General features: G+C 28.3%; 9 protein-coding genes. 1 reads left to right on the top strand and 8 read right to left on the bottom strand.

Going from position 1 to position 22,689, the window contains the following annotated elements; genetic code table 4:
* Positions 1-196: 196 nt before the first annotated feature.
* The 4 genes from ACSH4Z_RS02765 to ACSH4Z_RS02780 form a co-directional block, all read right to left on the bottom strand.
* A complete protein-coding gene (locus ACSH4Z_RS02765) occupies positions 197-6,835 on the bottom strand; it encodes a hypothetical protein (protein ID WP_438340462.1) in 6,639 nt (2,212 codons plus the stop codon).
* Complete coding sequence (locus ACSH4Z_RS02770; protein ID WP_438340463.1) at positions 6,835-14,583, bottom strand: hypothetical protein; 7,749 nt, start codon at positions 14,581-14,583, stop codon at positions 6,835-6,837. Before ACSH4Z_RS02770 ends, ACSH4Z_RS02765 begins: the two co-directional genes overlap by 1 nt.
* 282 nt (positions 14,584-14,865) lie before the next feature.
* Positions 14,866-15,735 (bottom strand): hypothetical protein, encoded by an 870-nt coding sequence (locus tag ACSH4Z_RS02775; RefSeq protein ID WP_438340464.1) that lies wholly within the window; start codon positions 15,733-15,735, stop codon positions 14,866-14,868.
* 17 nt (positions 15,736-15,752) lie between these two features.
* Positions 15,753-15,977 (bottom strand): hypothetical protein, encoded by a 225-nt coding sequence (locus tag ACSH4Z_RS02780; protein ID WP_438340465.1) that lies wholly within the window; start codon positions 15,975-15,977, stop codon positions 15,753-15,755.
* A gap of 478 nt (positions 15,978-16,455) precedes the next feature.
* On the opposite strand from ACSH4Z_RS02780, the gene gap reads away from it, so the two are divergent.
* Positions 16,456-17,457, top strand: a complete 1,002-nt coding sequence (gene gap / locus ACSH4Z_RS02785) for a type I glyceraldehyde-3-phosphate dehydrogenase (protein ID WP_438340466.1) — start codon at positions 16,456-16,458, stop codon at positions 17,455-17,457.
* 38 nt (positions 17,458-17,495) lie between these two features.
* Here gap and lon read toward each other — a convergent pair whose 3' ends face one another.
* The 4 genes from lon to plsY form a co-directional block, all read right to left on the bottom strand.
* Positions 17,496-20,006, bottom strand: a complete 2,511-nt coding sequence (gene lon, locus ACSH4Z_RS02790; RefSeq protein WP_438340467.1) for an endopeptidase La — start codon at positions 20,004-20,006, stop codon at positions 17,496-17,498.
* 64 nt (positions 20,007-20,070) lie between these two features.
* Positions 20,071-20,889 (bottom strand): nucleotide exchange factor GrpE, encoded by an 819-nt coding sequence (locus tag ACSH4Z_RS02795; RefSeq protein WP_438340468.1) that lies wholly within the window; start codon positions 20,887-20,889, stop codon positions 20,071-20,073.
* Positions 20,889-21,881, bottom strand: coding sequence for a heat-inducible transcriptional repressor HrcA (gene hrcA / locus ACSH4Z_RS02800; protein WP_438340469.1), 993 nt, complete (start codon positions 21,879-21,881; stop codon positions 20,889-20,891). Before hrcA ends, ACSH4Z_RS02795 begins: the two co-directional genes overlap by 1 nt.
* 67 nt (positions 21,882-21,948) lie before the next feature.
* Positions 21,949-22,626 carry a glycerol-3-phosphate 1-O-acyltransferase PlsY gene (gene plsY / locus ACSH4Z_RS02805; protein ID WP_438340470.1) on the bottom strand — a complete coding sequence of 226 codons (678 nt, stop codon included), beginning with the start codon at positions 22,624-22,626 and terminating at the stop codon, positions 21,949-21,951.
* Between the last annotated feature and the right edge of the window lie 63 nt (positions 22,627-22,689).

Below are 22,689 nucleotides of genomic sequence, written 5' to 3' on the forward strand. Positions count from 1 at the left end.
TTAAACAATTTTTTTCTATAAAAAATAACAGTGCATTAATATATTTATTAATGCAAGGGGAAGAAAAGCACACCTGTTTAAGGTTTTTTGTGCGCCTCTCCCCCTGTACTTTAAAGTATGTGTGCGCGCTCGCGATTCACACGCATTTAATTTCACACGTAAAAGAAAAAAATGTTAATGTCAAAATTTTAATTTTTTAAAAACTAATTGAAAATATAGTAAAATAATTATAGCTGGCGCTAATATGCACCTTTAAATTTACAAGAACTAGATTTATTAGTTTATCTTTAGCGCCTTGTGTCCATAATGTATCATTAATTATATTTGCATTGAAATCAACAAGCTTCTGAAACTCGGTATTTAAAAGTGTTTGTTGGGTATCAAAAGTAGCAACAATTTGCTTCTTATATTCATCAAGTGCTTTTCTCAAAGCGGTATTAGTTTTATTAATTGCTTCTACTGCCTCAGAATAAGTATTATCTTTGGTTTTCACATTATTAATGTTTAATGAATTAACAGCATTTGCTTCAAATGTTGGTAATAGCACATCATTTTGGCCTGGTTTTGATAATTTAGTATGAAGCTCGCTAGTTTTAGTACGAAGAGATCTTGCTGAGTTAACTTTTTCATTAACAATACCATCAATTTTATCTTGAATCTTCTTTATCTGAGCTAATTTAGCTAATTCATCATTATTAGTATTAGAGTTTAACTGCTTTGATTCCGTAATTAATGTCTGCAACTGATTATAAGCTTCCTTAACAGCCTCAGAATCAAGTAATTCATTTAATCCTGTTTGTTTATAAGAAAGAATATTTTGGGCGTCTTGGTATTTGTATGCTAATGTTTTAGCGTTGGCAAAAACATATTCAATTGAATCATTACCAGTTCCATTCAATCACTTTTGTGCTAAGTTTGCAAATGTATTAGGATCAGTATTTTCATCTAATTGGACTTGTTTTAATTCATTTTCAAATTCTGTAATTTTTTTATTAATTACTGCTTTTTCGTTCGCTATAATAACAGTATCATTTTTAATTTTTAACTTAACACTTGCTAGCTGTTGATAAACTTCTAAACGTGCTTTAAGAAGTTCAAGTTTCTTGATTTTCTTATCAATTTTATTTGATGCTTCCTCAGTTTGGTCTGCTGATGAAATATTGGCTTCATATAATGTTTTAACAGTAGCTAATTCATTTTCTAACTCAGCCTTATTTGTATTCACAGTAACATCCAAAGGAACGAAAGCACTAACAAACTGTTCAATTTCCGTTGCTTTTGAGGCGAGTTCGACTAACTTAGATAAAAATGCTTTTAGGTTATTAACCTTATTTAGATTTTCATTTAACTTTTCTACGCTATTTGTTTCCTCTTTATTAGTTGATGCATCGATAATATCATCTATTTGATTATTTAATGATGTTATTAGGGGCAGATATTGTTTAGCGTTTTGATATACTGCAGAACCCTTAATGTTATTAATAGCATCAAATAAGTCTTTACGAGTTTGACGTATTTTCGTTTGTTCATTAACCTTAGTAGTTAATTCATTAATATATTTAGTAATCTGTTCTTTTTCAGGATTTTGTCCAATATTAGGCAAGGCATTTCACATAAATTGGATTAATTTATTTTCATCAAATTGCGTTGCATCGTAATTTGATGAACCTTGGCGTTCAAGTCTTCATATTCCCACTGTTTGAGATACTTGTTTTAACAATTGAACTAATTTTAATGTCTCTTCACTTTTTGATTTAACCTTTTGAATTCTTTGAGACTTTTGTAAATCCGTTGTTTCAGATAGATTGTTAGCAGCTTCGGCTAATAATGAGTTCAATCAACTGTCAATTTTGTCATTATTTCTTGTTCCACTGATTGATTCAAGATCATAAAATGTAAGATCACTATTAATATCTTTAATCTTACCGATAATCTTTTCTGTGACTTCGATAACATCTAAAATACGTTCTTTTGATACTTGAATTTTTTTAATTAAATCAACAAATTTTTGTTTATTTATTTCAGCCAATTCATCTGATGTTTTTGTATTATCTGTACTTACTGTTTTAAATAAATCTCTCGCTTGTGATAATAAAGGATTTAAATCTTGCGTTATATATGAATTAACAGTATCATTAATTGCAGAACCTGCAGCGCTAATTATTGTTTCGGCAGAACCAATAATTAAAGCGAGTATGTCATAATATTCCTTGATTTTTTCAATAGTTTCAATTCGATTTTTAACTTGTAAAAGTTGAGCCTTAGTCGTTGATTGCAAGTTTGATGATAGTATTTGATCAATAGCTTCCTTAGAATTTGTTGCTAGGCTATTATCAGCTAGATCTCCCAGTTCAATTATTTTAGTGCCAAAAATTTGCTTAGCAATTTCATTAACTAAAACACGATTTTGATTTTGGCCATTATTCAATCCAGGAAGGGCACGGAAGTTTTCAAAGTGTTGCAATAAACCAATTGCCTTTTGTTTGTTTCTTGCTCTCAGACCAGCTTCTTCTTTAATACGAGTCAATTCCTTAAGAACATATTCATTTTGTTGCTTAATTTTTAATGTTTCTAATGGTGCGTGTTCATCGCTTAATAATGCCTTAAGTTCAGCAATGGCGCGTGTTTTGACATCTGAATCTAAATCCTTTTGGTATAAATCTAATTCTGTCGCTACGCCAATTTGCAACACATGGAATTTTAGCATCTCATTAATATTGACAATTAAATTTTGAGCTATAGGAAAATCGATATCAATTGATATTTGATTATTTATTCTTGCTAAAAATCTATCAGAATAAGTTTTAATAAAATTCTTTTCCGATGAAGAATGAAGGGCGTCGACATTTGTTTTTACAAAATTTTTATATTTTTCCAGAGTGATTAAAACTATATCCTTATGATAACCCGCAGCCATCATTCTTTCATTTTCTCTAATTGATTCAATGGTTGAGTTAATAGGATCATTAATATCCATTACATATTTTTGACGGGCTTTTTCATAATTATCAAAGGTTGTTAAGGCATCGGGCTTAGCTAGATTATGATATGACTTTTTATCATACTGAATAACCTCGAGTTCAATTCTTGCTTTTTCTTCCTTATATTTATTAATGAGATCATCACGTTCGATAGCAAGTTTCTTAACTAATTCATTTAGTTCTTCAACTTTCAACGCAAGACTTTCGGGAGTATAAGCTTCACCCCCTGATGAAGAATTGACAGAAAGAATTTTTTCATATATTTCCTTAGCAGCATTAACTTTATTCTTAACAACTTCAAGGATTCTATACTTTTGTTGATCTTCACTTAAAACATTAACTAAATCATTAATTACAATCTTACGTAATTCGTGTTTTGATTGTGCAATAACAATAGCATCCTCAATAGCTTTCTTTTTCTTTCCGATTAATTCAATTGTGTCAGAATGATCAGGTAAATTTTTTTCAATTTCATCTAATAAAGCATTTGCATCCTTAGCTGATTCTGTTTCCACTAATGAAGGTGAATTTTTGATTTTATCAGCTTCTAAAATAGCACGTTTAGTAATATCAACAAGTTCAGATTGTCCTGTTAAGACTTTTACAGCATCAAGTGCAGTGACATCTGATGTTGTAGTTTCCTTGCTTTTAGCATATGCATCCAATTGTTTAATAGCATCATTTATTTTTGTTTCAATTGGTTTTAAATTAGCAGATATCGGATATGTTTTGGCTTGAATAGCTTCGTTTCGTGCACGAATTTGATCTTTATGAAAAGCGAGATCGAGGTCATCATTAATAGATTTTGATAGTCTTGCCGAATCAGCTACTTTTGCAACATCAGGTAAATTATTAATGTTAGCAATTTGTCTAATTACCAAATCAATTTCATTTTTGGTTCCTTCTGCGGAAGCGATTGTTTGAGGAACACGTGATCGTTTATCAATATGGGCATTATATTCATCTGATATTTTTTCATATCTTGCAATATTATTTTCAATATCCTTTACATAAGGAATCATTGCCTTAATTTTATTAGCCTTATCTAGAATCTCATCTTTTTCCGATTTTGTTAAACCTTGTTGACGCGACTGATTTAACAGTTCATTATAGGCATAACGTAGCGATGATTCTCCCTCGGAAACAGGCTCCGATGCATCCTGGTGTGGATAATTTTTATTAATTAATTTTTCAATACTTTTAATTTGCGATTCAAGACTACTATCTTTTCACTTGTCTCTTAGGTTTACAAGTTTTTTATCAGCTTCCTGGCTTAATCTATTAACCAAAGCAAAATCAACTGGTGTAGCAGATAGCGCTTTTTTAATATCTGCTTTAATTTGTTCGATTTCTGCAAAATCCTGCACAAATTGATGTTTAATATCATCATCACCATTAATTTCATCAATAAGCTTATCAAGATCATTGAGAGTGGAATTAACTTTTCTGATTATTTTGGCACTTTCTTGAATATTACTTGTTATTTCAATAACATCTTCAACTGATTTAGTATTACTAAATGAGTTTATTTTTTGTGTATCGACACTATTACCGTTTGATAGTTCTTTTAATAAATTATTAATTTCTGTAGCTCGATCAGTAAGATCCTGTTTAGTTTTGCTTAATTTATCTAGTTGTGTTTGTTCATAATCAGTATAAATATGTGGGTGCTCATTAGTTGGGTTAAATGTTAATAATGTATAATCTTCAACGTCCATACGTGATTGAGCGGCATTATTTTGCAGATACGTCGTTTCGAGGATAGCAATTAATTTATATTTTTGAATTTGATTAAGGATATCTTTTGAAATTATTGGATTGTAATTAATTGATGTAATTTTTTTAGATTCAATGTTTAATTTATCAAATATTTTAGCAAGTAAGGTAATGTCAACTTTTTGCGATTTTACTTGATTCAGTTTATCACTAGTTAACTGTGTAATACTTAATAAATCATAATCCTTTAATCTTGCAATTTCAAGTGATGTCGCTTTTTGTAAATAATCTAACTGAGCCTTTTGTAGGGTTCTTAGTTGTTCTCTTATACTATATTTTTTTTCAATAATTTGTTGTGTTGTTAAATTAGCAATAATATTTTCGCTTAATATCTGATTTTTTAAATCTGTTGCTTTTTGCAATACATCTTTGCTTAAATATTTTTCTTTATTCTTACTATTAAATCCGTTGATATTAATAATAGTATCATCAATTTCTTTGGCGATATTTGCAAGTTCTAATCTAGTTTCAACTAATGTAGAAACCGAATCGTTAATATCTGATATTTTATCTTGGACATCATTAATATTAGCATTATCTACCTCTGCTAATTGATTTAAAACAATATTTAATTCTTGTTCATTTAATAATCTAGGATTGTTTTTATGTACTTGTGAATATTCATTAATAATATTTGTGATGTAACTATCCAAATATTGAATATGATTAATTCGATTCATGAAATCAATAACTTTATTAATAATTTCTTGTTTATTATTTTTTTCAAAGTTATTTGTATTAACTAAAACCTTATAGTCCTTTTCATTCAGAATTGCTCCAAAATGATTGGCTAGATTATTGATATTTACATTTTTTACATATTCAACAAAAAGCTTAAATTCATTAATAATTTGTTCCGATGATAATTGTTGATCATTTAAGGCTTTTTCATAAATATCAAAATTAGCTTTTGCTAATCGCAAATCAGCTATGGTTAATGAACTATCAATTTTGATTGCAACTATATTGTTGTAATATTCAACCAAGTTAATATAATTTTTGGTTACTTGATAATTAAGTATTTCATTTAATTCTTCTTGCAAAATCATTTTATTTTTTATAACAAATGTAATCATTTGATCAAAAACATTTTTATTTTGCAAAACAGAATTAGTTAACAGTATTTTGTTACTTAATAGCTCTAACTGCTCAGATAAATCTTTGTCAGTTTGTCTATTAATAGATTTTTTAAGAATTTCAGAAGTTATAAATAAAATGTTTGCATCAATACTTTTTTCAATATCTTTAATTGTTTTTTGATAAAAATCATTGAATTCTCCATGCTTAGTTGTACTTCTTGTATCCATTATTTTATTTTCAACTAATTGTTTATTAATAGCTATATCATTAATTCTAAAATCATTAAATAACAAGTCATTTTCAATTTGATTAATAACCTGTTCAATATCACCACGTAATGCTTTTGTAGGAAGCATCTTTTTTAATTCAACAATATTTTCATCAAAGCTATTGCTTGGTATTAAAAGATATTTTTCGATTAAACTTCTTTGTAATTCAATTTTAATTGTTAATGTTTCACTGTATCTATTAATTCAATTAAATTGTTGTTCTTTGTTTAATTTTGCAAAAGAAGAAAGACCGATTTTTAAATCAGTAAGATCAATAGAATCAAATTGATTTTTAATGTCTATTTCTCTAATTCTTGATGCCTGATCCTTTAATAATTCCTCAATTTCTTTTATACTATATTTATTGATTTCATTATTACTTATTAGTCTCTTAACATACTTAATGATGTAATCTTTTTGCACATTTTTTATGTCATCTAGGGAAATAAATTTTTCAACAGCAGTTGAGTTGGGGTTAGATAATGTTAATTTTACCGCATCAATTAATTTGTCAAGTTCCTTAATTTGTTTTGGACTTGGAGAAAGTTTTTTGACAACTTTTTCAAAAAGTGAATTACTTTTTTCAAATTCTTTCAATAATCTATTATTGGTTTCTGAGGCCACAAAATCATTATGATGCTTGGTTAAAAATACCGCAGCTAATGTCGATGCAGTGGCAATTGTAGCCATAACAACGGCGGTTGTTCTTTTTTTTGTTCTTCTATTCATTATTTATCCCCTTCTTTATCCTCATGAATCCTTACCATGAAATCAAAATGATCATATGCTTTAATAATTTGTGGCTCATTTCATTCAGTACCACCACGTCTACCGTTAGGATTATTATTGCTATAAACTGGATATCCTTTATTATTAGAATTATTTGCTTGTTTAGTTTTATCAGTTCATTTTGCTGCAAACATTTCAGCAAAAACATAGGCTTTAATATTGATATTATCAGGGTTTTCCATAACCAACTGATTCATATTAATTTGATTGTTCTCAGCTTCATCTTTCGGAGGAAAGAAATGTCACTCTGCTTTTCCTGAAACAGTAAATTTAAATGACGCATTATTCTGATTTATATTATTATCAATTTTTAGTTCATATCAAATATGCAATACCCCAAAATCTTGTCGATTGTTTTCTTCGAAGACAACCGGTATTGTATAACCAAATGGTATCCAATTTCTAAAATAATTGGATGTAAAATCAAGGTCAGCACCTGTTTGTGTTCAATACGAAAACATTTTCCCGTTTGGCAACTTAGCATGTTTATATTTCCTTCCGGCGCCGTTTTTATCAAATAATAATCCTTCTTCTTTAAGTCGTACTTTATATTTTAAGTTAGGATGCGAATTCGAAAGATCGAAATTTGCATATTCTTGTTTCATAGCATCTTCTAATGAAAGTTTATATAAATCTAGATTTTCTGGTTTTTGTACTTTGTTAAATAATGAATCATCTCATTGTTTACCAGTAAAAGTGACATCCTCACGAATATACTTAATATCGTGATTAATCAAGTGCTTATTTGCTCCCTCTGCAATAGCATTCATTAAGTTAACATTCATATTTCTATTATTTCATCCAGCTTTTTTGGCCTCGAATATTTTATGGCTATTAATAAATTGTTTGTTTTGTTCTTTTGTATTAGATTCACTTCCCAAATCGTTTTTAGTAACTCTAAATAAAGATAGTGTCTTAAATGTAATTCAAACATCATTATATGTAAGCGTTCTATCTGCTACATCATTAAAGAAGTTCTGCGTTGAATGTGATGTTGGTTTTTTATATACAACTTTTAAATTGATTTTTGTCTTTTTTGTTGAAGTGTCGGTTTGCAAGAATTCAGGAGCCCATGGGTTTGATGCGGCGGCTCTGGTAATATATACTCTAACGTTAGTTGTATTGTAAGGTAAATTGCCGATATTTTTTAAAATTCCAAATTTATCAAATAAATCTAATAGGCCATTATTTTGTGTTATATCAAGTTCCATGGCACTAGAATGATTACTGATTTTATTAATTTGTTCAATAAAATCTTCATATAATGTTGTAGATTTAGGTTCTACTTCTCTAATTTTTTCTTCACCATTGCGATTGATATAATCAAATAAGAAAATATTATTTCCTTGATCATTTATTCACGTATTTAAATTATTCAAATTAGCAAAAATACCTTTTAATGCTTCTTGTTTTGAGGATATAGAGGCATTTTTATTGGTTAAAGCAGTATCAGTAATTTGCATTTGTGTCTTAGCGGAATTATGAATAGTATTGTATAAATTAATAATATTGGCAAATACAGTATTTGATGAATTATTCTGTTTAAAATGATCTCCAGCAATTAAACTTAACATATTTTGAAAATCTGATTTTGATACCACTTCTGTGTAAAAGTTAATTAAATTACCTTGTGAACGCTTGGCTGTATTTAAATCACTTGAACCATAAATCAATGTATCAATAGCTTCTAATGCCTTGATTAATTTTTCAATAGCCTCATAGTATTTTTTAAAATCATCTTTTATTGTTGCATTATTCGAACTATTAATATCATTATTAAAATTAATGTTCAATTGTTGAACTGCAAGATCATTAAAGTTAGCAGGAAGTGCGCTATTTGCTTCTTCGACTTTTTGAATATTTTGTTTTATTTCATTAATGCCATTAATATTATCACTACTTGAGGTATTTAATTTTTCATCTAATAATTTAACAATTCCAAAAACATTATTCGTACTTGAACTATTTTGCTTCATTTCCTCATTAAATGAGTTAATTTGCGTTTTTAATTGTTCGGATGCACTTTTGGTTAAAGTCTTAATTGTTTGATAATCATTTTCGAGGGTATTAGTTGTATTTCTTAATTCTTGTGAAATTAGTTTATAGTTTGAAGTATCCTTGCTTAGAATTTGGCCGGCTTTTTGAACATTACGTTCAAAGCTATCAATTAGTTTATCAAGATTAAATAGAACACTAAGTTTTTTTGATTGCTCTTGGGTTAATTGCTTATTATTTGAATTATCTATCGAAACTTGTTGTGACTTAAATAATTTAACATATAAATCTAATCTATCTTTAACAAGAGTTAGATGATTTTTTTCATATTTAACAATTGCCTTAATTTGATCTTCAAGAGCTTTTTTGGCCTTTAATAATTTTTCATTAGCACCTTTAATATTGTCTAGTGTATCTAAAGTAGTATCGACCGATAATGAAACAGCATCATTTGTAAATGTATCTTGTAAAGGAGTTTTTGTTTTATCGCTACCCGCATTAGAATATGATGATGTTATAAAATTATTTGCTTCATCTATTTGTGCCTTTAATTCTCGTAATTCTTCACGTTTTTGATCTTTAAGTTTTTGAATTACACTTTCCGTTTGATTAGTAAGTTTAAATATAGAAGCTAATTTATTTTCTTCATTATGATGTTCAACTTTTATATTACTTTTAGCTTCATCAACAGCTTGTTGCAATGCTTGATATAAATTACGCATCGCTTGCGATTCCTTAGTTTTATAATCATTATCACCGTTTGTAGGAATAAATGCTTCAGCAGCGGTGATAGCTTTTTTTAGTTCGATACTATTTTTTAAACTAATTTCAAAGCTATTTTTTCCAACATCTAAATATGTTTCTTTTAATGCTTCTAAACCACGTACATCAATAGCGTCCCGGTTACCTAATTCAACTAACAAATCATCTAGAATTTTCTTTAGCGGTTTTTTAGCTTCCTCACTAATTTCACTTGTGCTATTCAATTTACTCAATTTATCAGAATAAGAAATTAAAATATCTATCTTTTTAGCATTACTTTCAATTAATTTGTGCTTTGCCTCAATTTCTAATGCAATTAAAACGCCAAAGTAAAAATTATCCTTTGATTGCGTAGCTGATGTTTTTTCCACAATATTAAACTCATTTTCCAATACTTGAATTGCCTTATTTAAAGCATCAGATTTATTTGTGGCATTTCTTCCAGTTTCTACTTGTTTTTTAGCTTGTGCAACAACAACAGCTAAATCAGCATATTTATCAAATAAAGAGTGTGATGATAAAACCTCTGATTTTATATTATCAATTGCATTAATATCAGTGGCATTCATTATTTGGGAAATGGTTAATAATCTTTCTTTAAATCTTTGCGTCCTATCTTTTTTAAGTTCATCAAATATTTTCTGATCTTGATTTTTATACTTATCAGAAGTTGTTAGCATATTATTTTCATTATCAAAAGCCTTTTTAATTTCTTCATATGCAGATTTTCTTGTATTGTAAAGTGATTGATAGGCAAGGTGTTGGCTTTCAAGTACTTTGGTTGCATTATCAATTTTTGAAGTTATAGTTATTGGAGCAAATGTATCTTGTGGTATTTCTGGAATTGATTCAATTACAATTTGACCTAGATTCTTTTGATCAATATCATAGCCATATTTTTGACTGTCAAAATTTCATTCACCAAGTGAATCATATTTTGATAAAATGTCTTTTTGTTTTGTAATTAATCTCTTGAATTTAGTAACTATTTCATCCAAAATTTGCATTTGGTTTAAATCACTATTTACCTTTGCATCTTTTGCATATGATTCTAATTTTCCTACATATCTAGTTAGCTTTTCCTTAGCAGCCGCAGCACCATTAGTATTTCTACCTTCTCTATAGGCCATTTGAGTTGATTCTGTTTTTAAGGTTTTAATATTATTATTTAATTCAATAACCTTTTCTAGTCTTACAACCAATGAAGATATATCGGCTTTCTTTTGGCTTAAAATTGAATATTTTGTAGGATCATTATATGAAGCTTTGGCATCATCAATTTGCTTCTTAAACTGTTCTTTTAGGTTATCAAATACGTCCTTAATTGGACCATCTGCTACCGTTAATTTTGCTACCTTATCTTCATTTTCTTTTACGGATTCAGCTAATGATAAAATTGCTTTAAAATTAGTTCTTACAATTTGCAGTTTTTTATTAACTTCATTAACTTCTCCAATATATTTAGCCTTATCATCTACGTATGTAATTGCTTCAAGTTCTTTAACATATTCCGAAATTAAACCATCAGTCCCAACTAATGATTCTTTTACTTTAGCATCGTGAATTTGTGTATTAACCTTGCTTTCTACTTCCTTTTTAAATGCATCAAATCTTTCCTTTTGATTTTGTTTTAATTGTTCAAAAGGTACGGACTCAACAAAAGCATTCCGCAATTCTGTTATTTTATCCTCAATTAGTGCTGTCGAGGCACTTTGTCCAGGGATTGACTTAACAAGAGCACTTACTAAACGATTGTATGCATCAGTGCTTCTATTATTTTTTAGTTCTAATAATCTTTTTGAAACAGCTAATTGTTCATCAATCAAGTTTCCTAAGGTTTCAATTCTACGAGTTTCAGATAAGACATCATTCACATCGATAGCATTAACTCTCGGTGTTACCTCATTATCAGCATGAAGAATAGTTTCATTAATATTTGAAATAAAATTCTCAATAGTTATGTTATTTTGTAGAGTTATAGTTGGCGATTCATTCATCTTATTTTTTAAATTATCTAGTTTGCTATCTACCAATGATTTAGTATGTTTAAATTCATCTTTTCTAAAACTAATATCTACTTTCGAAGATAATGCTTTTAAGTCATCAAATTTGGCTTTATCATAATTAGATTTACTTGTTTGATCTGATGGGATAGGTTTTGTTTTATTAACTAATTCATCAAATTTCAATTTTAACTTTTGAATTTCTGAACCACTATTTAGGCTAGGATTTGAAACCAAAACTGAAAATTTTTCAGTTTGTTCATCATTTAGGAACTTATTGATTTGTCTTTCTAAACGAGCCTTAGCATCTTCAAATTGACTATGAATTTCTTGTTTCTTAACAGTATGTTGATTAATTAAATATTCAATTCTTTGTTTTTGATTGGATAGATCTGCTTTGGTGGTTCGATAATTAGAAATATAGGTACTAAATTGAATAATTTCCTCTTCAATTTCTTTATCTATTTTTTCAAAAATATATCTTTGTGACTTATCATTTGCTTCATTTTTATATTGATTATCTCTTACGGCTTGCAGGCGAACAATAGCATCTTTAACTTCTTTAGAAATTTCTATTTTTGCATTTATCTCATTTAAGGCAATAATCTTATCATTAATTTCTGCTAATGTATCATTTAGCGAACCTCTATTAACATTGATAACTTGTGTAAAAGCTGTATATAGTTCCAAATATTTGTTTTTATCAACTTTTGATAATTCAATTGCTGATGATTTAGTTTTTTCGTGTAAATCATGTTGTGAAGCAATTTTTGCAACCGTTCGATTTGTATCGTTAATAATATTTTGATAAGCAAAGGTAATGCGTTGCGAAATACCTTCAATTTGGAAATTTTTTGATTCAATTTTGCTTCTAATATCTTTAACTTTTTCTTCATCTGATTCTTTAATCAAATCACTATACAATACTTTAAGTTCATCTTGAATAGATGTAATGCTTGCACTCATTTCATCAATACTTTTTTGAACCTTATCAATGTTATTAAGCCCATCTTGACTAGCTTTTTCAAATATTTCAATATCACCATTTATTAATGCAAATGGATCATTATTAATTTTTAAATTATTAAATAATTCTGTGTCTGCAAGTTTATTATTTGCTAATAATATTTTTTCTTTAATTAATTTATCCTTAGCAACTTCTAATTTAATCTTTTGCGTGCGACCAGCGATATCTATATTTTGTTTCGCTAATCATGTCTTATTATGTATTTCTGGATTGTATAATTCCTTATCAACAATATTGTGATATTTTTCAATTAATCCATCAGTTTCCGTATTTAAAACCCCAAGTTTAGCAACAATGGTTCTAATTTGATCTCTAGCCTCTATAGTTTTAAACAAGTTATCATTAGTTGAATCGACTTTTAAAGATTGATAAACTTTCTTAGATTCTTTATTTTCAATTTCAAGTTGTTTAATAGCTAGCTCAAATGTTGCCGCAACTTCAATTGATTCACGCAAAACATCAAACTTATTAGCTAAAAGTTGACGTTTATCGCTCTTTTCTTTTTCCGATAAATTCTTTTCGTTTTTAATAGCATCTACCTCGGCTTGCAAATCAGCTAATTTAGCTAAAAATTTAGCTTCAACAGGAGTTGTTTTGCCTTCTTCGCGACGAGATGAAAATGTGTCATCAATTAACTGTGCAATAATTGAGGATTGTGTTGATGATTCTAAAATTGAACGCTTATTTTCAAAATCTTTTAATGCTATTGATAATTTGGTTTGAATATCATCCAAATCATATTCTGTCGGATTTTTTAGTGCTTCATCAGATAATCTTTTAAGTTTTTGAATTTCATTTAATTCCTTACCAAGATAAGTTTTAACCTTTTCCTTATTTTTCACAATTGCTAAAATTTGGGCAGTTTCATCTTTGGTATTTTCCAATTTTTTTGCACTTACAACCTTCTTCGCATATTCATCTTGTAACTTCTTTAATTTAGCAATTTCTGCTTCTTTTTGTTCTAATGTTAGCTTATCATCTTCCATCACTAGCTTAATATCGGCAGAAATGCGGGCCGTTTTAAAAGCAAGATCCTTTGCAACAGGAGAATCAGGATTATCCTTTCATTCATTTTTTATATCATCTAATAATTTATTATTATCTTCAAAAATTGGGCTTGATTGATGTGAAAGTTTAGAAACATCAAAGAAATCAAGAGCTTCCTTGATTAAACCACCCGCTATCGCTTTTTGACCATTAGGTAAAATGGCTTTTTCATCTTCAAAAACAGACATTTCTTTACGAGTTGCTGTTGAATTTATGGCAGCTAAACTTAATAATTTAGACTTTAATTCCTCTCATGTCTTTTTAATGGTTGGATAATATTTATTTATATTAACGATTTTTGAAACTTCGCCTTCGATTCCTTCAATAATAGTTTCAATTTCCTTCTTGTTGGCAATTCTTTCATATTCGCTATATTCCTCAAATTTACTACTTAAATCGGCAAGAGAAGTATTCTCAAAGTCAATTTCATTAATAGCCAAAAGTGCTTGTTGCACATTTAAAAGCGTAGAATCATCATTTACAAAAGTTTTGTTGTATCTATTTTTTCCGGATGTAAATTTCAACTGTTTAGATAATATGTTGAATTGTTCTTTATAGAAATTTTTAAGGGTATTATTAGTGTCAATATCACTTAATATCTGATTTATAGTTGAAACATATTCAAAGAAACCGGCACTACTTTTGAATTCTTGATTTTCAATTTTGTCAATAAGTGCTTGCTTAAAATTTGCATCTTGAATTTTATTAATTTCTTCCTTCGCATCATTAAGTAATTTATTCGCAATAGCTATTTCATTTAACGCCCTATATAAATCGGAATGAATTTTATATGCTGGAGTTTTTAATTTGTTGGTTGAAGGGTCTGTATCTTTAACCTTATTATTTGCTTGCATAATAGCAAAATCAATAGCACCAATAAACTTGCTATCAACCTGTTGTTTAATTTTATCTGCTTGTGCAATTAAGTCTTTTACCTTGTTTAAGGTAGTTTCATCACTGCCAAAATAGTCTGATGTTTTGTTGATTATTGTTGATATATAGTCACTTATAACTTGTGAAGCCGTTATTTTTTTTGAATCTTGCAGTCCTATAACTTCAAATGATAGATTTCCTTTATTTTCTATTACAAACTTCTTAATAGCATCTAGTTCATCATAAATGATTTGTTTTATTGTCTAGTCTAAATCCATTGTTGCAACTTGATTTTTTGCCTCAACAATTTGTGAATAAATTTTTTGAATTTCAGCTTCATTATTAATTGATTCATCTTTAAATAAATCATTACTTTGTGTTGTAAACAATGTATCCAAGACATCAACAACACTATCCCTAGATAAAACATTTTGTTCAAGTTTGCCGTTGATAAAATCAATTAATTTTAGAACCTTAACATTCTTAATACTGATATTAAGTCTATCTGTTTTTTGAATATTCTTTAGGACAAAAACATTCATTTTTAATTCTAGATCAAATGCTATCTTGTCTTGCTTAGCAATTATTTTTTCAACCTCATCAGCAAATTTTTGTTTATCATCATAAGTTTGCTGACTAGCATTATAGATGTCTAGTTGTTTATTAAACTCATTTTTTAAATCTGGTGACTTAACTAAATTGCCTAGTTGTTCTATAGCATCACGCGCTACTTTTGTACTGTTTGAATCAACAAGCATTAAACTGCTTACCATTCTTTTTAAAATATTTCTTTGATCAAGCATATTTCTAATGGCCGAGACAGCATCAGCTGTTTGATTGCTAATTTTATTTGCGATTAATTGATTTGCATAGTTAATTGCTGTTTGTAATTTATTTTTTGATTGCTCCGAAAGCATTTCATCATACTTATTTAAAAATATTCTAGCCTTCTTTTGCTCTTGAACCAAGTCATCATGAGCTTTTGTATCTATTGACTTATATTCAGTATTATGAAGAAAAGGAACAATAGCAGCTAAGGTAATAGCCGGTATTGCAGTTAATAAAGAAGTTACAATAACACCTTTTTTTACTTTTCTATGCTTCTTTTCTAAATCTAAATTTCTTTCATTCATGTTTCCTCCTTTATTATTTAACCAAACAAGTTAAATAAACCTTTACTGCGTTGTGCTACGGTTCATAATAGCCCATCACTATCTGTATTCATGTAAACCAAGTAATCTGCTAAATATGCTATTGCTACACTTAACAAAGCAAGAAATAAAAGAATAAAAATTGTTCCAATGATTATTGATACCTTTATTTTTCGATTTATGGCTTTTTCGCTTGCTAAATGAACAGGCTTTACATTGTCCATAATTTTGCCCTCCTCCATTATTTAAATTGAAAATTTAACTGTTATTGAATACAATAAAATTTTTGTAAATTCATTTAATAGTTTAAACTAAAAAACATATTTTTTAAATAAATACTTATTTAAGTTCGCATTTTTTGCTTATTTTAAGCGCTTTTTTTAAAAAAATAATTCATTTTTGGGTTAAAAAATGTTTTTTTTTTTTTTTTTTAGAGCTTAATTTAAGTTGAAAAATAATTATTTGTAATAATAAAATACTTAATAACAAAAAACAAAATATTTTTTTCTTTTAAAATATAGAATTTATAATTTTTAAGACAAAATTGCTAATTTTGTTAAATTTTAATATTTAAGAATATAACACAATTTAAGGAATTATCTATATTATAAAATCCCTAATATTTTGTTTTTTTAAGTTATTTTAGAATTATAATTATTAATATTAAATTAATTATTTTATTATTTATGGAGTATAAATAAAATGAAGGCAAAAATAGCAATTAACGGCTTTGGTAGAATAGGCCGTTTAATCTTTAGAAAAATATGAAATGATGCAGATGTTGAAATTGTTGGAATCAACGACCTAACTGATGCAAAAACATTAGCACACTTATTAAAATACGATACAGCTCATGGCGTGTTTCCATTTAGTGTTTCAAACACTGAAAAATCAATAATTGTGGAGGGTAAAGAGTTTCCAATATTTAGTGAAAAAGATCCGGCTCAACTCCCTTGAAAACAATTGGCAGTCGATGTGGTTGTTGAAGGTACAGGTAGATTCTTAACAACTGAACTAGCCCAACTGCATATTAATGCTGGAGCAAAAAAAGTTTTAATTACGGCCCCTTCAAAAAGTGCGGATGTAAAAACTATAGTTTATTCAGTTAATGAAAATATTTTAACAAAAGACGATGTTGTTGTTTCTGGAGCATCATGTACAACAAACTGTCTAGCACCTGTTCTAAATGTTTTAGAAAATGAATTCGGTATTGAAAAAGGCTTCATGACCACTGTACACTCATTCACTGCGGACCAAAGATTACAAGATGCACCTCATTCAGATTTAAGAAGAGCGAGAGCTGCTTCCTCAAATATGATTCCAACCACAACAGGTGCGGCTAAATCGATAGGTAAGGTTATCCCATCGCTAAAGGGTAAAATGAATGGTATTGCTTTAAGAGTTCCAACTATTACAGGGTCAATTATTGATGTTACTGTTGAGCTTAAAAGAGATACAACTGTCGAGGAAATTAATAAGGCAATGAAAAATGCAAGTTCAGAATCTTTTTTCTATACTGAAGATCCTATTGTTTCTAGTGATATTATTGGTTCAACCGCTGGTTCAATATTTGATGCTCAATTAACTCAAGCATTAGAAGTTGATGGCAAAAAATTATACAAAGTTTATGCATGATATGATAACGAATCGTCGTTTGTTAATCAATATATAAGAACATTAAAGTATCTAGTTAACATAAAATAAACAATAAAAAACCTGCTTTAAAGCAGGTTTTTTTCTAATTATTTTGTCTTAAAGATATCATCAAATATTTCTTCATAATACTTCACAGGTACAAAAGTAACTTCTTTTTTAACTTCCTCTGGTACATCAACTAAATTTTTAATATTGTCATATGGAATAAATATTTTTTTAATTCCAAATTGACATGCAGCTAATGATTTCTCTTTCAGTCCACCAATTGGTAATACTTTACCTCTCAACGTTATCTCGCCAGTCATACCAATATTTGCGGGAACTGGTTTTCTAGTTAGCGCACTAATTATAGAAGTAGTAAATGTAACACCGGCTGATGGTCCATCTTTTGGAATAGCGCCCGCTGGTACGTGGATGTGAATTGCCTTATTATCAAAATCAAAATTAATTCCGAATTTTTCAGCATTTGCTCTCACATAACCTAAGGCAATTTGTGCAGATTCCTTCATAACTTCCTTTAAATGACCGGTTAATTTTATCCCGTCTTTGCCCGGAAATGTAGTAACCTCAATGGCTAGTGTAGAACCACCAAAGCTTGTGTATGCAAGGCCATTAACAACACCGATTTGATCTCTATTTTCGTTTTCATCATCTTCGAATCTAATTGGGCCCAAGAAATCAACAACAACATCTTTAGAAACTCTAAATTCATCCTTAATTTCATTATCTAATATTTTCACAACTATTTTACGAGCTATATTATCTAATAAACGTTTAAGCTCACGGACACCACTTTCTCTTGTATATGAAAGAATTATAAATTTTATAATCTCATCATCAATTTGGATTTGCGATTCCTTAAGCGAATTCTGTTCTAAAACTTTGGGCATTAAGTGTGCTTTAGCTATTTCTAATTTTTCGGCAGTGGTATATGTTGACAATTCTAGTAATTCAACACGATCAACTAATGCAGGTGGGATCGAATCAAAATAGTTGGCAGTAGCTATGAATAAAACCTTTGATAAATCATATTCAAGGTCAAGATAATGATCTTGAAAATTAGCATTTTGTTCAGGGTCAAGAACCTCCAACATAGCACTAGTTGGGTCGCCTCTAAAATCAGAAGACATTTTATCTATTTCATCAAGAAGAATAACTGGGTTAGAAACACCTGCCTTTTTAATAGCGGAGATAATTTTCCCAGGCATTGCCCCAACATAGGTTTTTCTATGCCCTCTAATTTCGCTTTCATCTTTTACACCACCAAGCGATACCTTGATAAATTTTCTTTTTAAAGCTTCTGCAATGGATTTTGCTAATGTGGTTTTCCCTGTTCCTGGAGGACCGATCAAGGTTAAAATAGGGATATTATTAACTGGATTATTCAAGGTATCACCAGTTTTATGAACGAATAATTTTGTATCAATAAAATGGTCAGAATCATTTTTAATAGGCAAATAATCACCAGTTTCTTTTTGATTTTGTTTGTGAGTAAGAACTGAAATAAATTCTAAAATTCTCTTTTTTGGTTTTTCAAGTCCAAAATGGTGTTTATTTAAAACTTCTCTAACATGATTTATATCAATTAATTCTTTACTTACTTTTCTTCATGGTAATGCCAAAATTAAATCAATGTATGTTTTAGAGATATTTGCCTCTGGGCTCGAAGCCATCATGGCAGCCAAGCGAGCTTGTTCAGTCTTCAATGCTTCGATTACATATTTAGGAAACTTGCGGCTAGTTTCTGGGTCTTTTTCCATATTTTCGGCATTATTTTGTGATTCATCATTAAGCATTTGTCTTAACTGCTTCATCTTTTCACGAAGAAGAAAATCTCTTTGTGAGCTTTCCATTTCTTCATTTAATTTCTTAGTTATTTCTATGTCAATATTTGTTGACTCTTTTTTTCAAGCTAATCTATCGGCGATATTTTTAATAAGATCGTAAATATCTAAAGACAAAAAACCTAATAGTTCATCTCGAGTAAAGGCTTCTCTAATAATTGCAAAATTTTTTCATATCAATTCATCGATTTTTTCTTCCTTGTTATATTTAACCAGTGAATTCATTTGCATTGCAAAATCTTTGACTTTTTCAAAGTTAAATACCTGTTTAGAAATTGACGAAAAATTTTTATCTGTTTGCGGTTCAAGTTTTAAAACAAAATTATTTAAGTATTCAATAGAATTTTTTATTTTTTCAATATCGACCTTTTGCCCTTTTTCGTTTTTGTATTCAAATGAAGCATATATTAGCGGTGCTTCCGGGTTGGTATCAGACGAATGAATTTCATTAATTTTAACAATTTTATCTGCATCAAGGCTTATTTTATAAACACCTTTATTTTCCGATGATTCTTTGATAAGAGCTACAATGCCATAATCTTCTAGCATTGACGAAGAGGTAATTACTTCGGCATTTATATATTGTTCCTTAATAAAAGTTATTAATATCTTATTATTAGATTCCTTACTATCCAATGCACTTTGTAAGGCAAGAACCGAATTTTTCTTTCCCACTCTTATTTCATCCATTGATTGTGGCAGTATTATCTGCTTCTTAACTGGTATAAAAGGTAATTGCATTTTTTTCCTCATTTCATTTTATTAAATTCTATTTACGTTATTATTTTTATTTGCTAATTTAGGAAAAAATAGCGAATTATTTTGAAACAATAACTAATGCCGGTTTAATAGTTCTATCATTTAGTTTATAACCAATATTTTTTACTTCTAAAATTGTATCTTTTTCTAAATCTGATGCAACCAATTCATAAACTTGATGAATATTAGAATCAAACTTATCACCAACATTTGGAATAATTTTATTCAATCCAAAATCAAACAGAATATTTTCAACCTGATTATATAACATATGAAATCCGACAATAAAATTTTTCAATGTATCATTATCAATTTTTTTAGCAGCAAGAATTGCTTTTTCAAAATTATTTATAGGTTGAATTATATTTTCCATAAAAGATTGAAGCGCATATTTCTTTGCTTCAGCAATTTGTTTTTCTTGATGATCATTATTTTTTTGTTTATGATCACTAATTAAGTCTTGGGCCTTCTTTTGAATTGCAATAACCTCATCCTTAAATTTATTAGCTTCGATTATTGATTTAACTCTTAACTCCTCTTTTTCGTTGTTAATTTTTTCGATAGTTTCCTCCAAAGATTTAATTCTATCTTTTTTTTCTGAAAGTTCATTTGTAAGAATGATATTTTTTTCAATTAATTTTTTTGTTCAATCATCTAGGCCAACGACTGAAACCAATTTAAGAACATAACTTTTTTTCTTAATCCTATAACTAAGTAAATCGTCAGCTTCACTCTTACCTTTGTTTAATATTTCATTAATAATAGGATCAACATCATCATAATCTCAAACGTATGAAAAGTGTGTTATTTTTTCTTTGTGATTTTCTTTCTCACATAGCTCAAAATTTACTTTTTCGTATTTTTTAAAATCTCACATTATTTATCTCCTTTTTGCACTATTTTTGCCAATATGTCTAACGTTTCTAATGATTCATCAATATCAATATTTTTAGGACCCATAATTGAGATTTCCTTAATATTTTTATCGTTCTCAAAGTCAATTTTTTTACTAATAATATTTAAATTTTCTCTTGAAAAATCAAGCTTAATTTTATTGTCTTCATCCAAATTATTTTCAATCATTGATCATACCGAATGTTTTTCGATGAGATCTAATAAGTCAACCAATTCTTCACGAGATATATCTTTTGATAAAATCATTGCGTTTTTGTTATAGGTTTTATTTTGAATCTTTTCTTCAAAAACGAAAATAGTTTTTACAAACTTTTCTAATATTTTTTCATAATTGCCTATTCTTTCTTTAAATAAAGGTAACAAAGCCTTAGCTCTTTCAGCCAATTCAATTAAAGGCGTATCAATTAGTCTTTCTTTAAATAGTCGCACGGCAATTCTCAAATCATTTAAAGCAATATCATCGCTAAAATCAAAAATTTTATTTTGCACATTACCACTACTGGTAACAATAACAATAACTGCTGAAGACGTATCAAGAGGTGTCAATTGAATACTTTTTAATTTTTCATCTTTATTATTGGAGGTTGCAACAACAGTAAAATGTGCCATTTTACTAATCAAATTAGCAGCTTCATCTAATGTAGAATCTACACTCAATCTTTTCTTTACAAGAATATCACTCAAACTTTTATTAAAAAACTTCTTTGGATTATATGCAATATATTTCGTATAGTATTCAAGGCCTTTAGTTGAAGGTATTCTCCCACCAGATACATGCGGTTTTTCTAGAAAACCAATCTTTTCAAGATCAGACATAATATTTCTAATAGTTGCAGATGAAGAAGTCAAGTGTTTTGATTCAACTAATTTTTTAGATCCAACAGGTTCTCCTGTCTCAAAAAATTTTTCAACAATCATCTTAAAAATTTCTATGTGGCGTGCCTTTAATTCCATAAAACAAAAAACACCTCCTTAAAATTTAATAATATATATTTTAGCACTATTTTAGCACTTTATAAAGTTAATTGCTAATTTTACTACTAAATAAGTTAAGTTTCTTTTCTTCTTTATTTGATAATCTAATGTAATTTGGAATGTGTTTCAACAAAATTAATATAGAAGCAAAAACTAAAATGTAACTATGTGATCATAGTGGAATATTATGGTTTATAAACGAAAGAATTCAAGATGTATAAAAATAAGGAATAAATGAATAAAAAGCAAAAATAATTGATATAACCACGGATGAAATTGAAATATATCTTATGATTAAAACTAAGGTTATATAAACCAATACAAGCAATAAAAATGTTGGAAAATCAAATGCCAAAATCATTCCAAAAAATGAAGCAACACCTTTGCCACCTTTAAAATTAAAGTAACAAGGAAAAATATGTCCAATTAATGCTCCCAAACCTGCAAATAAAGGAATTATAAAATTACTATTTACTCCTTTTTTGATAGCAAAAACAATGATTGTGGGAATAAAGGACTTAAAAATATCAAAGCAAAAAACAAGTAATGCAAATTTAAAACCAAAGACTCTTAAAGCATTTGTCGCACCTGCATTTTTTGAACCAAAATTTCTAATATCACGATTTTTTCTTTTTGAAATAATTATGCTAATATTAATCGAGCCAATTAAGTAACCTAGTATTAAAATTATTAAATTAACTCACACGTATTTTCAATTGAACATAAATAAAATAATACATTATTTTAGTAAATCATTATTCAAAATTAAGACAAGTATACATCAAAA

This window comes from Mycoplasma sp. 125 (assembly GCF_051549845.1).
Taxonomy (GTDB): domain Bacteria; phylum Bacillota_I; class Bacilli_A; order Mycoplasmatales; family Metamycoplasmataceae; genus Metamycoplasma.